Source organism: Polaromonas sp. (assembly GCF_041689105.1).
In the GTDB taxonomy this organism is placed as follows: Bacteria; Pseudomonadota; Gammaproteobacteria; order Burkholderiales; family Burkholderiaceae_C; genus Polaromonas.
This window is the reverse complement of sequence record NZ_JBDNGU010000111.1, coordinates 54,043-66,893: the sequence shown is the minus strand read 5'-3', so window position 1 is coordinate 66,893 and position 12,851 is coordinate 54,043. Positions and strand designations below refer to the sequence as shown.

At 62.4% G+C, this 12,851-nt stretch carries 15 protein-coding genes; 8 read left to right on the top strand and 7 right to left on the bottom strand.

What is annotated here, in order from left to right; translation table 11 throughout:
• Positions 1–142 precede the first annotated feature (142 nt).
• From ACESMT_RS12285 to ACESMT_RS12270, 4 genes are all read left to right on the top strand, one after another.
• Positions 143–706, top strand: a complete 564-nt coding sequence (locus ACESMT_RS12285) for a class I SAM-dependent methyltransferase (protein WP_372826882.1) — start codon at positions 143–145, stop codon at positions 704–706.
• Positions 707–790: 84 nt separating this feature from the next.
• Entirely contained in the window at positions 791–1,672 is an 882-nt protein-coding gene (gene dapA / locus ACESMT_RS12280) for a 4-hydroxy-tetrahydrodipicolinate synthase (RefSeq protein ID WP_372826881.1), read from the top strand.
• Between the two features lie 35 nt (positions 1,673–1,707).
• Positions 1,708–2,832, top strand: a complete 1,125-nt coding sequence (gene bamC, locus ACESMT_RS12275; RefSeq protein ID WP_372826880.1) for an outer membrane protein assembly factor BamC — start codon at positions 1,708–1,710, stop codon at positions 2,830–2,832.
• Positions 2,833–2,857: 25 nt separating this feature from the next.
• A complete protein-coding gene (locus ACESMT_RS12270) occupies positions 2,858–3,631 on the top strand; it encodes an MBL fold metallo-hydrolase (RefSeq protein ID WP_372826879.1) in 774 nt (257 codons plus the stop codon).
• A gap of 79 nt (positions 3,632–3,710) precedes the next feature.
• On the opposite strand, the gene ACESMT_RS12265 is transcribed toward ACESMT_RS12270, so the two are convergent.
• The 3 genes from ACESMT_RS12265 to ACESMT_RS12255 all read right to left on the bottom strand — a co-directional run bounded on the left by ACESMT_RS12265 (position 3,711) and on the right by ACESMT_RS12255 (position 5,877).
• The gene (locus ACESMT_RS12265) at positions 3,711–3,929 is read right to left on the bottom strand and encodes a hypothetical protein (RefSeq protein ID WP_372826878.1); all 219 of its coding nucleotides are present in this window, start codon (positions 3,927–3,929) and stop codon (positions 3,711–3,713) included.
• A 206-nt stretch (positions 3,930–4,135) separates the two neighbouring features.
• The gene (locus ACESMT_RS12260) at positions 4,136–4,654 is read right to left on the bottom strand and encodes a hypothetical protein (protein ID WP_372826877.1); all 519 of its coding nucleotides are present in this window, start codon (positions 4,652–4,654) and stop codon (positions 4,136–4,138) included.
• A 47-nt stretch (positions 4,655–4,701) separates the two neighbouring features.
• Entirely contained in the window at positions 4,702–5,877 is a 1,176-nt protein-coding gene (locus ACESMT_RS12255; protein WP_372826876.1) for a JmjC domain-containing protein, read from the bottom strand.
• Positions 5,878–5,891: 14 nt separating this feature from the next.
• Here ACESMT_RS12255 and ACESMT_RS12250 point away from each other — a divergent pair, with 14 nt between their 5' ends.
• On the top strand, positions 5,892–6,416 hold the full coding sequence (locus ACESMT_RS12250; protein ID WP_372826875.1) for a peptidylprolyl isomerase: 525 nt from the start codon (positions 5,892–5,894) through the stop codon (positions 6,414–6,416).
• Between the two features lie 147 nt (positions 6,417–6,563).
• On the opposite strand, the gene ACESMT_RS12245 is transcribed toward ACESMT_RS12250, so the two are convergent.
• From ACESMT_RS12245 to coaBC, 4 genes are all read right to left on the bottom strand, one after another.
• The gene (locus ACESMT_RS12245) at positions 6,564–7,073 is read right to left on the bottom strand and encodes a glycine zipper 2TM domain-containing protein (RefSeq protein ID WP_372826874.1); all 510 of its coding nucleotides are present in this window, start codon (positions 7,071–7,073) and stop codon (positions 6,564–6,566) included.
• Positions 7,074–7,372: 299 nt separating this feature from the next.
• A complete protein-coding gene (gene dut, locus ACESMT_RS12240) occupies positions 7,373–7,819 on the bottom strand; it encodes a dUTP diphosphatase (protein ID WP_372826873.1) in 447 nt (148 codons plus the stop codon).
• Between the two features lies 1 nt (position 7,820).
• Positions 7,821–8,264, bottom strand: a complete 444-nt coding sequence (locus tag ACESMT_RS12235) for a hypothetical protein (protein ID WP_372826872.1) — start codon at positions 8,262–8,264, stop codon at positions 7,821–7,823.
• A 6-nt stretch (positions 8,265–8,270) separates the two neighbouring features.
• Positions 8,271–9,539: a bifunctional phosphopantothenoylcysteine decarboxylase/phosphopantothenate--cysteine ligase CoaBC gene (gene coaBC, locus ACESMT_RS12230; protein WP_372826871.1), complete on the bottom strand. Its 1,269-nt coding sequence runs from the start codon at positions 9,537–9,539 to the stop codon at positions 8,271–8,273.
• Positions 9,540–9,971: 432 nt separating this feature from the next.
• On the opposite strand from coaBC, the gene ACESMT_RS12225 reads away from it, so the two are divergent.
• The 3 genes from ACESMT_RS12225 to ACESMT_RS12215 are packed head-to-tail and all read left to right on the top strand — an operon-like array spanning position 9,972 to position 12,840.
• The gene (locus ACESMT_RS12225; protein ID WP_372826870.1) at positions 9,972–11,639 is read left to right on the top strand and encodes a CTP synthase; all 1,668 of its coding nucleotides are present in this window, start codon (positions 9,972–9,974) and stop codon (positions 11,637–11,639) included.
• Between the two features lies 1 nt (position 11,640).
• The gene (gene kdsA, locus ACESMT_RS12220) at positions 11,641–12,498 is read left to right on the top strand and encodes a 3-deoxy-8-phosphooctulonate synthase (RefSeq protein ID WP_372826869.1); all 858 of its coding nucleotides are present in this window, start codon (positions 11,641–11,643) and stop codon (positions 12,496–12,498) included.
• Positions 12,499–12,534: 36 nt separating this feature from the next.
• Positions 12,535–12,840: a DUF1330 domain-containing protein gene (locus tag ACESMT_RS12215; RefSeq protein ID WP_372826868.1), complete on the top strand. Its 306-nt coding sequence runs from the start codon at positions 12,535–12,537 to the stop codon at positions 12,838–12,840.
• The last annotated feature ends 11 nt before the right edge of the window (positions 12,841–12,851 follow it).

The following is a 12,851-nucleotide window of genomic DNA, read 5'->3' as shown; positions in this document are numbered from 1 at the left end:
CGCTGCCCCCCGAGGGGGCTGTGCTTGCTTGGGGCGGCCCTGCGCGGCGCACGCTGGCCCCCACGCTTGTCGCTTCGCGTACTGCGCTGCCCCCCGAGGGGGCTGTGCTTGCTTGGGGCGGCCCTGCGCGGCGCACTGCGTGATGCATACCAACTTGACGCCTTCGGACTGGGTGCAGCGCTGGTCACACCTGGTAAGACCAGGCGGGACGGTGCTGGACGTCGCCTGCGGCCAAGGCCGCCATGCGTACTGGTTTTACAAGAGAAATAACCCTCTAGCCCTTGTGGACAGGGCGCAAGCAGCTATTGATTCCATAGCAATTCCAGCTGCCGCCGGCGAGAAGGTGGTCGCCGACATCGAAGCCGGTCCCTGGCCCTTTGTCGGCCGGCGCTTTGACGCCGTCGTCGTGACCAACTACCTGTGGCGGCCCCTGCTGCCAACGCTGCTGGACAGCCTGGCGCCCGGCGGCGTCTTGCTGTACGAAACCTTCGCGCAGGGCAATGAAACCGTGGGCAAACCCTCGCGGCCGGATTTTCTGCTGCGCCCGGGCGAGTTGCTGGAGGTCTGCAAGCGCCTGCGCGTCGTTGCTTTTGAAGACGGCTATCTGGAAACGCCGCCCCGCTTCGTGCAGCGCATTGCAGCGGTCCGCGAGGCAGCGCCCGCGACCGGCGTACCACGCCACGCGCTCCAGCAACCCTCGGCCTGACCCGACTCCAGCACTGGGTAGAATGCGGGATTGACCTGATACTGCGGTTTCACACCCGGTAACGGCCCAACCAGACACACCGACATGAAAACAATTACCGGCAGCATTGTTGCACTGGCCACCCCCCTGCATGAAGACGGCAGCGTTGACTACCCGACTTTGCGCAAGCTGGTGGACTGGCATATTGCGGAGGGTACGGACTGCATTGGCGTGGTGGGCACCACAGGCGAATCGCCAACAGTCAATGTAGAAGAACATTGCGAAATCATCCGCGTCTCGGTGGAGCAGGCCAAAGGCCGGGTGCCGGTGATGGCCGGCTGCGGCGCCAACTCCACCTCGGAAGCCATCGAGCTGGCCCGCTTCGCCAAAAAAGTGGGCGCCGACTGCCAGCTGCAGGTGGTCCCCTACTACAACAAGCCGACCCAGGAAGGCCAGTACCGCCATTTCAAGGCCATTGCCGAAGCGGTGGAGCTGCCCATGGTGCTCTACAACGTCCCCGGCCGCACCGTGGGCGACATGCTGCATCCCACGGTGTTGCGACTGGCGCAAGTCCCCGGCATTGTCGGCATCAAGGAAGCCACCGGCAACATCGAGCGCGCCCAGTGGCTGATCAAGGAAGTACCGTCCGGTTTTGCAGTCTACTCGGGCGACGATCCGACCGCCGTGGCGCTGATGCTGTGCGGTGGCCAGGGCAACATCAGCGTCACCGCCAATGTGGCGCCTCGGCTGATGCACGAGCTGTGTGTGGCTGCCATTGCCGGCGACACCCGCGCCGCGATGAAAATACAGCTTCGGTTGCTGCCGCTGCACAAACATCTGTTTGTGGAAGCCAACCCGATTCCGGTGAAATGGGCCATGGCCCGCATGGGCCTGTGCGGCGGCACCCTGCGCCTGCCCATGACCCCGCTTGAAACCGCCAACGAGGCCACGGTAGAAACCGCTCTGCGTGTTTGTGGCCTGATCTGATTTTTAAGGGAACCCAAGTGAAGAAAACCTTGCCTATGCCTGCTGCCTCCCGCCCTATAGCCATACCGGCCCCGCTGCTGGTGCTCGTTGCCGCCATCGTGCTGTCCGGGTGTTCTTCGCTGAGCGAGTCCTTGCAGGGCGACAAGGTGGACTACAAATCCGCCACCAAAGGCGCTTCGCTGGACGTGCCTCCCGATTTGACGCAGCTGTCGCGCGACACCCGTTACGTGGTGCCTGGTACCGCCGTCACCGCCAGTGGTTATCAGGTCGGCCAGACCACGCAATCCGTGCCAACGGCCGCCAGCACTGTGGGCGATGTGCGGATTGAGCGCGCTGGCTCCCAGCGCTGGCTGGTGGTCAACCGGCCGGCCGACAAGCTGTGGGGCCCCGTGCGCGATTTCTGGCAGGAAAACGGCTTCCTGATGAGCCTGGAGCAGGAAAACCTCGGCATCATGGAGACCGACTACGCCGAAAACCGCGCCAAGCTTCCGCAGGACTTCATCCGTGCCACGCTGGGCAAGCTGCTCGACAGCGTTTACTCCACCGGCGAGCGCGACAAGTTCCGCACGCGACTCGAGCGCACGCCGACCGGGGGGACTGAAATTTACATCAGCCACCGCGGCATGGTGGAAATGATCACGGGAACCATCCAATCGCCCCAGAAGGGCGACGGTACAGTGTGGCAACCACGTCCGGCCGATCCGGAACTCGAAGCCGAATTCCTGCGCCGGCTGATGGTCAAGCTGGGCGTGAGCCAGGAACAATCCAAAGCCCTGGTTGCCAGTGGCACGAACCGCCAGACCTCGCGTGTCGCCAAGGTCAACAACGTGCCGGTGGTCCAGATCGATGAAGGGTTCGACCGCGCCTGGCGCCGTGTCGGGTTGGCGCTGGACCGCACTGGTTTCACGGTTGAAGACCGCGACCGCGCACAAGGCACCTACTTCGTGCGTTATGTCGAACCCACGGCCGACAAGAAGGAACCGGGTTTCTTTGCGAAAATCTTCAGCTCGCCAACGGCCATCCCTCCTCTGAAATACCGGATTGCCGTGCGCAGCCAGGGCGAGGCAACCACCGTGTCCGTGCTCAATGAGCAAGGTGCAGCGGACGCTTCGGCCAACGCGCAGCGCATTGTGCAGGTGATCGCCGACGACCTGAAATAGGGATTGGCCGGGGGTCCACGTCAAGGTGTTGCGATTTAAAAGTCTGGGCAGTGGCAGCACCGGCAACGCCACTTTGATCGAGGCTGACGGCCAGCCCGCCTTTCGCCTGCTGGTCGACTGCGGCCTGGGCATCCGGCAACTCTCGATGAGACTGGCCGAGGCAGGCCTCGCCGACAGCGACATCGACGCCATCTTCATCACGCACGAACACAGCGACCACATCGGCTGTGCGCGCCAGTTTGCCAGGCGCCACGGCGTGCCAGTCTGGATGAGCAGGGGCACCTACACTGCGCTGGACCAGCCGGATTTTGAAGGCTGGCTCCGGATTGCCCAGGACGGCACGGCCATTGACCTGGGTGGTTTACAGCTCACGCCCTTCACGGTCCCGCACGACGCTCGCGAACCTTTGCAGCTGACATGCACGGACGGCGCGGTCAAGCTGGGCATCCTGACCGACCTGGGCCATGCTACTGCGCATGTGCTGGACCATCTGCAGCTGTGCGACGCACTGGTGCTGGAGTCCAATCACGACAGCGAGATGCTGGCGGCATCGGGTTACCCGCTTTTTCTCAAAAAACGTGTCGGTGGCCAGTTCGGGCATTTGTCCAATGAGGCCGCGGGGCAGATCGCACAGGCGGTTTGCCATGCCGGGCTGAAGTATCTGGTGGCTGCGCACCTGAGCCAGCAAAATAACCGGCCTGCTTTGGCGCAGGGCATCCTGTCGCAGGCGCTGGGTTGCCACAGTGATGAGATTGTGGTGGCCGACGCTGGTTCCGGCACCCCCTGGTTGCGGCTGTAAGGCAAACGCCAGAACGCGCCGTGGTCACGTCGCCAACGGAAAAAGCCGCCCGGAGGCGGCTTTTCGCGAGCAAAAAGAATTATTTCGCGGCGCTGGCAGGCGACATGGCTTCCGCAGGCACTGGGGCCGACGAAGGCGCAGGTGCGGAGGCATCGGCGGCAGGTGCAGAAGCGGCTTCCATCGGAGCCGGGGCCGGCGTCACGACCACGGGTGCAGGCACAGGTGCTTCTTCTTTTTTACCGCAGGCAGCCAGGGCAACAGCGGAAACAATGGCGGCCAAAACGAGGGACTTGTTCATTTGAGTGATCCTTGATGAATGAGAAAAGATTTTCTGAAAATCGTCAAAAAAAAACCCAAACCAAAACGATCCGAGTTTTTGTTGACCGGGTGAAAGGGCCTGCGCACTGTCTCCACCGACGGAGATTGTATGCGGGTTTTCACGAGCGTATAAACCCTTGGCTCACAAATAAAAGGGCAACTCAGGATCCTTCTGCCGCAGCGCGGTCAGATTCCCAAGGTGGTCGCCGCAAATGCCGGGCTGCTGCGCGATATTTTTTCAGCCAGCCATTCCTTCAACGCAACCCGCCGGCCGGCTTCCGCGCCGGCCACGCCGGTGCTGTGGACCAGATCCAGGCGCTCAAATGCCCAGGCCGGACTCCAGAACACGCTGGGTAGCTCACCCGACGCGTGGCTGCGGCAGTCAACGATGTGCGACCAGGTGCGGCGCCACGCTACGAAACGCGCATGCCGGCGAATGACCTCATCGTAATTCTGGGCCAGCATGGTCAACTTGCGCCCGGACGCAGACCAGTCGTTGAGCGACTGAGCGACAGCCCTTTCGCCAAGCGGCCAATCCTCAAAATTGGCATCACACAGAATGATTTCCCGCCAGCCCTGGGCAGCCGCAGCCGCAAAAGCCTGGCGAACCAGGCCGGCGAACTCGGAACGGCCTTCAAAGCGCCCCTGCAAAAGCGCAGGCGAAGGTTGCGGGGAAGGCGCTGACGCTGATTGATTCGTGTCCATCATGAAGCTCCGCTTGTTTATGCACGTTTCCCTGCTGACCAGGATTCTCAGGCTGATGCACGCATCAACCAGCCGGCTGCATGCCAGTCCGCCAACAACGCCAGCGCGGCTGGGCTTGCCCGGCGCAGCTCGGCCGCCGTGAGCACGCGCTGATCGGCCAGGCGCTGCATCAGTGCGGCATCGCCCCCCCTGGCGCGGTAACTCTCGCCGTTAAGAAACACATGGTCGGCGTCGTACATCATCCGGCTGCGAGGATCGAGACAAAGCCCGGCCGGATGGCGCGGCGCCCAGTCGTCGAGCGCTTCGTCAAACCACACCGAAGCTTTGGGCTCCGTCATGTATTCCCCCAGCACGCAAGCCAGCGCCAGGGGATCTTTCAGCGCATCGTGCACTGCTTTTTGCGCAAATTCAAGCAAGCTGGAAGGCACTTCAGCGGGTGTTGGCGTTGCTGGCTGCGACGCATCGCGGTACAGAAGCTGGCGGCCGTCTGGCCCGTCCGCACCGTCCCCGGCAAAATCAGCCAGGCGCTGCAACAGTTCGCTGGCCAACTCGGTCTTTGCAGGCGCGCGAAAACCAATCGAATAGGTCATGCAATCGTTGGCCTTGCCGTCAGCGCCGACACAGGGTTCGGCCAGGCCATCGTGCGCATACCGCGGCGGGAGGTAAAGCATGTCCCCGGCCTCCAGCACAAACTCTTCCTCAGGCTCGAAGTTCTGCAGAATTTTCAGAGGCACGCCGTCCTGCAGGCTCAGGTCTTTCTGACGGCCAATTTTCCAGCGCCGCCGGCCGCTGGCCTGCAGCAGAAAAACATCGTAGCTGTCAAAGTGCGGGCCCACGCCACCGCCCGCCGTGGCAAACGAAATCATCAGGTCATCCAGCCTCGCGTCAGGTACAAAGCGGAAGTTCTGCAGCAGCGCATGGGCACGCGCGTCATGCAGGTCCACCCCCTGAACCAGCAGGGTCCAGGCAGGTGATGACAGGGCTGGCAGGCTGCGCGGCCCGAACGGTCCCTGCTTCATGCGCCAGCCTTTGGCCTGCTGCTGCACCAGCCGCGATTCGACCTGCGGTTGGGCGGCCAGTCCGAAGAGTTCGCGTCGGTCGAGCAGGGGTGTGAAACCGGGGATGGCCTGGCGCACCAATAGCGGCTTTTTTTGCCAGTGACGGCGCATGAATTGCTGCGGCGTGAGGCCGCCGAGCAGGGCGAGGGTTTGAGTAACATCCATGGGACAATTGTCCGATGAAAATCACCCCGCAATGCGTTGTTGCCCTGACCTGGACGCTGAAAGACACTTTGGGCGAGATTCTGGACGAGCTCGATGAACCGGTAGAGTTTTTGCTTGGTGGCGACGACCTGCTGGAAAAAATTGAGGAGGCCCTGCAGGGCCACGAGGCAGGTGCCACTGTCGACCTGCACCTGGAGCCGGAAAGCGCTTTTGGCGACTACGATGAAAACCTGGTCTTTCTGGAAGCACGCAAGCTGTTTCCGGCCGAGCTGGAAGAAGGCATGACCTTTGACGGTGCGGCGCTGCCGGCTGGCGTCAACCCCGAGACCCCGCGCGAACGCATCTACACAGTCACTGAGATTTATCCCGAACATGTGGTGCTGGACGGCAATCACCCGCTGGCCGGCATCGCCATCCGCCTGAGCCTGAAAGTCGAGTCGGTGCGAGAAGCCACAGAAGAAGAAATCGGCCAGGGTTCGCTGGGTACCGGCTTCTTCCGGCTCGAGGCCCAAGCCCCTGGCAACAACACGCTGCACTGAGCGAGCGCTGAGCAAGTCCCCTGCGGCGCGCGATCAGCCGCGTATCCGCCAGAAATTAATCAGCGCTGCCCCAGGCACTTCACGCATGAAAAAGCCGTCAGCCCGTGAAGGCTTGACGGCTTGACGGCTTGACTTGAAGTAGCGCGATTACAGAATGCGGTACAACTGGTTGTTCTCGATCTTCACGCGGTCACCAATGCGCAGATCACCAAAAGCGGGCACGTCAAAGGCGCGCGCAGCGCCGTTGTCCAGCTGGACAGAGATGCGGTAGGTTTCGTTGACAGGCTGCGTGTTGCGACTTTTCTCGATCGCATTGCCTGCAACGGCACCGCCCACGGCACCAATGACGGTGGCAGCCGTGCGGCCGCTGCCGCCGCCGATCTGGCTACCGACCACTGCACCGGCGACGCCGCCCAGAACAGCACCCACGCCAGAACTACGGGCCTGCTCCTGCGAGCGCAGCACTTCGACGTTGCTCACACGACCATATTCCACGTAGTTGCCCTGCGGAGTTTGCACTGGGTAAGTTGCCTGCGGATAGGTGGCCGGGTAGTTGGACACCGGGGCGGGCTGGCTCATGGGCGCTGCACAAGCGGCCAGACCTGCCACGACCAGCACGGAAGAAACGGCAGAAACAAAACGGGTAGTTGGGCGCATGAAATTCTCCTGTGGATAAAAGATCAGCGAGCCGTCCGCATCGACCCCGATCAAGGAGATCTTTGCCTGAAGACTCTGCTGCCCCATTACAGGCACGGACCCGGATCACGCCGGTGAGCCCTGCGGCTGTCGTGGCGTGGGAGCGCGGGGGCGGCAGGTGTAGGAATAACCTGACGCAGCAGTGCCCGCGCGGGCTCATTCCATTTTCAGATCAATAGGAGATCAGGCGCAAAGCCGCAGACGGTGCTGTAGCACGGCAAGGCGAAGCAACAACATAGCGTATTGATCTGGAAATGGAATCAGGCTTTGCCGGTCGAGCCGTACCCACCCTCGCCACGCTGGCTGGCGACAAATTCATCCACCACCCGAAACTCGGCCTGGATCACTGGCACGATCACCAACTGCGCAATACGCTCCATAGGCTCTATCGTGAAAGCGGTGTCGCTGCGGTTCCAGGCGCTGACCATCAGCTGACCCTGGTAATCGCTGTCGATCAGGCCAACCAGATTGCCCAGCACAATGCCGTGTTTGTGCCCAAGACCGGAGCGCGGCAGGATCATCGCAGCGTAGCCCGGGTTGTGCAGATAAATCGCCAGGCCGGTTGGCACCAGTTGCCAGGCATTGGGCTGCAGGGTCAGGGGCTCGGTCAGGCAGGCGCGCAGATCCAGCCCGGCGCTGCCCGGCGTAGCGTAAGCGGGCAGATTGTCGCGCAGGCGTTCGTCGATGATTTTGACGTCGATTTTCATGTCACTTCCGTGGTTCAAATTCTTTTGCCACCTGCCGGGTTCGCTGAAGCAGCTGCTGCAACAGCGCGCCACGCGGCGCCTTCTGGAGCCGGTACACCAGCCAAATCAGAAAGGCGAGCCCAACGGGACCCACGAGCCAGGACAGTTGCGGCACCCAGCGGGACGCCAGTTGCAAGCCCAGCCACGGGATCACCATCCATCTGGCGATGGTCCACAAGGAAGCCCCGCTCAATGGCTGGGACGCAGCCGCCTTCATTGCTGGCCTCTCGGCCCCTTTGTCAGAAGCAGCACGCGCCTCGTCAGCCACGCCGGCGGCATGGAATCGGCCGTTCGGGGACGGCGGGGACGCCTCGCGCGCCAAAGCCGCAGCGGCCGCTATGGCGTTGAGCTGCTCGATGTAGCGGGCAAAGTCGCCGCCGGGCGGGGTGTCAGAAGAGACCGGCATGACACCTCACCCGGCCCGCTTCAATCGGCCAGCGATTTCTACCACCAGTTGCCGCGCCAGCGACAGTTTGGAGGCGCGCGCCATTTCCCGGCTGCCTTGCGCATCGACCAGCAACAAGGCGTTGTCGTCCCGCCCAAAGGTGGCCGGGCCGATGTTGCCCACCAGCAGGGGCACGCCCTTGCGCTTGCGCTTGGCCTGCGCGTTGTCTTCCAGGTCGTGGCTTTCAGCAGCAAAACCCACACAGAACAACTCCCCCGACCGGGCGCGCGCTGACTGCGCCACGGTTGCCAGGATGTCGGGGTTCTCGGCAAATGCCAGCTGAGGCGGCTGGCCAGAGCCATCTTTCTTGATTTTGCGCTCGGCACTGCTGACAGGTCGCCAGTCGGCGACGGCAGCGGTTGCTACAAACACAGTAGCCTCTGGCGCATGCTGCATCACGGCTTCAAGCATGTTTTGTGCTGATTTGATGTCAATGCGCGTGACACCGCGTGGCGTCGGAAGGCTCACGGGCCCGGCCACCAGCGTCACCCGCGCGCCCGCCTCATGGGCTGCGCGGGCAATCGCGAAGCCCATCTTGCCGCTCGACAGGTTGGTGATGCCGCGCACCGGGTCCATTGCTTCATACGTCGGCCCCGCCGTTACCAGCACCTGCGTGCCGGCAAGCACCTTGGGGGTGAAGAAGGCAATGATGTCCTCGAGCAACTCAGGCGGCTCCAGCATGCGGCCGTCGCCGGTTTCGCCGCAAGCCTGAAAGCCCGACCCGACACCCAGGATGGTCGCGCCATCGGCGGACAGTTGCGCCATGTTGCGCTGGGTGGCGGGATGCGCCCACATCTCGCGGTTCATGGCGGGAGCGATCAGCAGCGGTACCTTGTCGACAGGCCGCGCCAGGCACATCAGGCTGAGCAGATCGTCGGCACGGCCATGCAGCAGCCTGGCCATGAAGTCCGCGCTGCAAGGTGCGATCAGGATGGCGTCGGCCTCGCGGCTCAGATTGATGTGCGCCATGCTGTTGTCCATGCCGGCCGCTGGCCGACTGTCCCACTGGCTGGTAAACACCGGCCGGCCACTGAGCGCCTGCAGAGTCACCGCCGTGATGAACTGCTCGGCGGCTTCGGTCATGACCACCTGCACGCTGGCGCCCTGCTTGATCAGCGCACGGCAAAGTTCGGCCGCCTTGTAGCAGGCGATGCCGCCGGACAGGCCCAGCACGATGTGTTTGCCGGCCAGATCACCAACCTCGACGGCGACTGGTTCGTTTGCTTGCTTCGTCATGCTCCGCAATGTACAGGATGTGCCCCCACGCTTGCCACTTCGTGTGCTGCGCTGCCCCCCAAGGGGGCTTTTTTTCCTGGGGGCGGCCCGTCGGAAAAATTACCCCCACGCTTGCCACTTCGTGTGCTGCGCTGCCCCCCAAGGGGGCTTTTTTTCCTGGGGGCGGCCCGTCGGGAAAATTACCCCCACGCTTGCCACTTCGTGTGCTGCGCTGCCCCCCAAGGGGGCTTTTTTTCCTTGGGGCGGCCCGTCGGGAAAATTACCCCCACGCTTGCCACTTCGTGTGCTGCGCTGCCCCCCAAGGGGGCTTTTTTTCCTTGGGGCGGCCCGTCGGAAAAAATGTTTGCCCTCCCGTGGTGTCAGAGTAGATGCATGCAGCCACCCGTATAATCCCGGTTTACCACCTACGCGAACTTGCGGTTCGGGCCAAGCATGACCAAATTTGTCTTCGTCACCGGCGGTGTGGTGTCTTCCCTGGGCAAGGGAATCGCCTCAGCCTCCCTTGCAGCGCTCCTGGAGTCGCGAGGCCTCAAAGTCACTTTAATCAAGCTCGATCCCTACCTCAACGTGGATCCGGGCACCATGTCCCCCTTCCAGCACGGTGAGGTGTTTGTCACCGACGACGGCGCCGAAACCGACCTGGACCTCGGCCACTACGAGCGTTTCATCGAAACGCGTATGCGCAAGGCCAACAACTTCACCACTGGCCAGATCTACAAAAGTGTGCTCGAAAAAGAGCGCCGCGGCGATTACCTGGGCAAGACGGTACAGGTGATCCCGCATGTCACCAATGAAATCCAGGAATTCGTCAAGCGCGGTGCGGGTTACGAAACCCCGCACGCGGTGGACGTGGCTATCGTCGAAATCGGCGGCACGGTGGGCGACATCGAGTCCCTCCCCTTCCTCGAAGCCGTGCGTCAGATGAGCTTGCGCCTGGGCGCCAACAACACCGCCTTTGTGCACCTGAGCTATGTCCCGTGGATTGCCGCCGCAGGCGAACTCAAAACCAAGCCGACCCAGCACACTGCCAAGCAGCTGCGCGAGATCGGCATCCAGGCCGACGTGCTGCTGTGCCGCGCCGACCGGCCCATCCCCGCCGAGGAACGCGCAAAAATCTCGATGTTTTCGAATGTGCCCGAGTGGGGCGTGATCTCCATGTGGGACGTGGACACCATCTACAAGGTGCCGCGCATGCTGCATGAGCAGGGCCTGGACGGCCTGATCTGCGACAAGCTGCGCCTGAACACGCCGCCCGCCAACCTCAAGCGCTGGGACGAGCTGGTCTACGAAACCGAACATCCGCAAAAACAGGTCAACATTGCCATGGTCGGCAAGTATGTGGACCTGTCGGACAGCTACAAGTCACTCAACGAGGCCCTGCGCCACGCCGGCATGAAAAACCACGCCAAAGTGGTGATCGAATACGTGGACTCGGAAAGCATCACGCCCGATAACGTCTCGCGGCTGGCCAAGTTCGACGGCATTCTGGTGCCCGGCGGCTTCGGCATACGTGGCGTGGAAGGCAAGATTTGCGCAGCCCGCTACGCCCGCGAAAACAAGCTGCCCTACCTCGGCATCTGCCTGGGTATGCAGGTTGCAACGATTGAATTTGCGCGCCATGTCGCGGGACTGACAGACGCCAACAGCACCGAGTTCGAGCCCAACACACCGCACCCGGTCATCGCGCTGATCACCGAGTGGGAAGACGCCGACGGCACCATCAAGACGCGCGACGCGAAGTCCGACCTGGGCGGCACCATGCGCCTGGGGGCACAAAGCTCCGACGTGGCACCTGCCACACTGGCGCACAGCATTTACGGCGACGTCGTGACCGAACGCCACCGCCATCGCTACGAAGCCAACGTCAACTACCTCGACAAGCTGCGTGCGGCGGGACTGATCATCTCGGCCCTGACCCAACGCGAGCAACTCACTGAAATTGTCGAGCTGCCGCGCGATGTCCACCCCTGGTTCGTCGGTGTGCAGTTTCACCCCGAGTTCAAGTCCACACCCTGGAACGGGCACCCGCTGTTCAACGCCTACATCGAGGCAACGCTCGACCACCAGGCGGCCGGAAAATCATTGAAAGTAGTGGCTTGACATGAGACTTTGTGGCTTTGACATCGGCTTGGATCAGCCGTTCTTTCTGATTGCCGGCCCGTGCGTCGTCGAGTCCGAACAGTTGCAGATGGACACCGCCGGCACACTGAAAGAAATCACGGCGTCGCTGGGCATTCCCTTCATTTTCAAATCGAGCTACGACAAGGCCAACCGTTCCAGCGGCACCAGCTTTCGCGGCCCGGGCATGGACAAGGGCCTCGAAATTCTGGCCAAGGTCAAACGCGAGCTGGGCCTTCCCATCCTCACCGATGTGCATTCCGAAGCCGAGATCACGACCGTGGCTTCGGTGGTAGATGTACTGCAGACGCCGGCCTTTTTATGCCGCCAGACCGACTTCATCCACGCCGTCGCGCAGTCGGGCAAACCCGTGAATATCAAGAAGGGCCAGTTCCTCGCGCCTGGCGACATGAAAAACGTCATCGACAAGGCGCGTGCCGCCGCGCGCGAAAAAGGCCTGAACGAAGACAACTTCATGGCCTGCGAACGTGGCGCCAGTTTTGGTTACAACAACCTGGTGTCCGACATGCGCAGCCTCGCCATCATGCGCGAGACCCGCGCGCCGGTGGTGTTTGACGCCACCCATTCGGTGCAGTTGCCCGGCGGCAACGGCACCAGCAGCGGTGGCGTGCGCGAGATGGTGCCAGTGCTGGCCCGCGCGGCGGTTGCGGTCGGCATTTCCGGCCTCTTCATGGAAACCCATCCTGATCCCGCCAATGCCATGAGCGACGGCCCCAACGCCGTGCCGCTCAAACACATGAAGGCCTTGCTGGAGACGCTGCTCGAACTCGACCGCGTGACCAAGAAAAACGGCTACCTCGAAAACAACTTCAGCGCCTGAACCTGGCCTGCCAGCAACCACACGCAGGGACGACCCATGACACCCGCCTACATCATCGTTGACATGAAGATCACCGACCCCGAGCAGTACAAACAGTACATGGCGGCTGCGCCCGCCGCAGTAACGGCTGCCGGCGGTGAATATCTGGTGCGTGGCGGCAAGTTCGAGGCGCTGGAAGGACACTGGCAGCCCGCGCGTGTTGCCATGCTGCGTTTCCCCAGTTATGACAAGGCCAAGGCCTTTTACGATGACGAGATGTACCGTGCCGCGCGCGCCAAACGTGCAGGCACCACCGAATTTTTCAATATGGTGCTGGTCGAAGGCGTTGCCGCCCCGGTCTGATCGCCTCCCCT

What these genes read in the sequence shown, in the direction of transcription:
- ACESMT_RS12285 (WP_372826882.1), top strand. Translation starts at nt 143, where the DNA reads ATGCATACCAACTTGACGCCTTCGGACTGGGTGCAGCGCTGGTCACAC.
- dapA (WP_372826881.1), top strand. Translation starts at nt 791, where the DNA reads ATGAAAACAATTACCGGCAGCATTGTTGCACTGGCCACCCCCCTGCAT.
- bamC (WP_372826880.1), top strand. Translation starts at nt 1,708, where the DNA reads ATGCCTGCTGCCTCCCGCCCTATAGCCATACCGGCCCCGCTGCTGGTG.
- ACESMT_RS12265 (WP_372826878.1), bottom strand. Translation starts at nt 3,929, where the DNA reads ATGAACAAGTCCCTCGTTTTGGCCGCCATTGTTTCCGCTGTTGCCCTG.
- ACESMT_RS12260 (WP_372826877.1), bottom strand. Translation starts at nt 4,654, where the DNA reads ATGGACACGAATCAATCAGCGTCAGCGCCTTCCCCGCAACCTTCGCCT.
- ACESMT_RS12255 (WP_372826876.1), bottom strand. Translation starts at nt 5,877, where the DNA reads ATGGATGTTACTCAAACCCTCGCCCTGCTCGGCGGCCTCACGCCGCAG.
- ACESMT_RS12250 (WP_372826875.1), top strand. Translation starts at nt 5,892, where the DNA reads ATGAAAATCACCCCGCAATGCGTTGTTGCCCTGACCTGGACGCTGAAA.
- ACESMT_RS12245 (WP_372826874.1), bottom strand. Translation starts at nt 7,073, where the DNA reads ATGCGCCCAACTACCCGTTTTGTTTCTGCCGTTTCTTCCGTGCTGGTC.
- dut (WP_372826873.1), bottom strand. Translation starts at nt 7,819, where the DNA reads ATGAAAATCGACGTCAAAATCATCGACGAACGCCTGCGCGACAATCTG.
- ACESMT_RS12235 (WP_372826872.1), bottom strand. Translation starts at nt 8,264, where the DNA reads ATGCCGGTCTCTTCTGACACCCCGCCCGGCGGCGACTTTGCCCGCTAC.
- coaBC (WP_372826871.1), bottom strand. Translation starts at nt 9,539, where the DNA reads ATGACGAAGCAAGCAAACGAACCAGTCGCCGTCGAGGTTGGTGATCTG.
- ACESMT_RS12225 (WP_372826870.1), top strand. Translation starts at nt 9,972, where the DNA reads ATGACCAAATTTGTCTTCGTCACCGGCGGTGTGGTGTCTTCCCTGGGC.
- kdsA (WP_372826869.1), top strand. Translation starts at nt 11,641, where the DNA reads ATGAGACTTTGTGGCTTTGACATCGGCTTGGATCAGCCGTTCTTTCTG.
- ACESMT_RS12215 (WP_372826868.1), top strand. Translation starts at nt 12,535, where the DNA reads ATGACACCCGCCTACATCATCGTTGACATGAAGATCACCGACCCCGAG.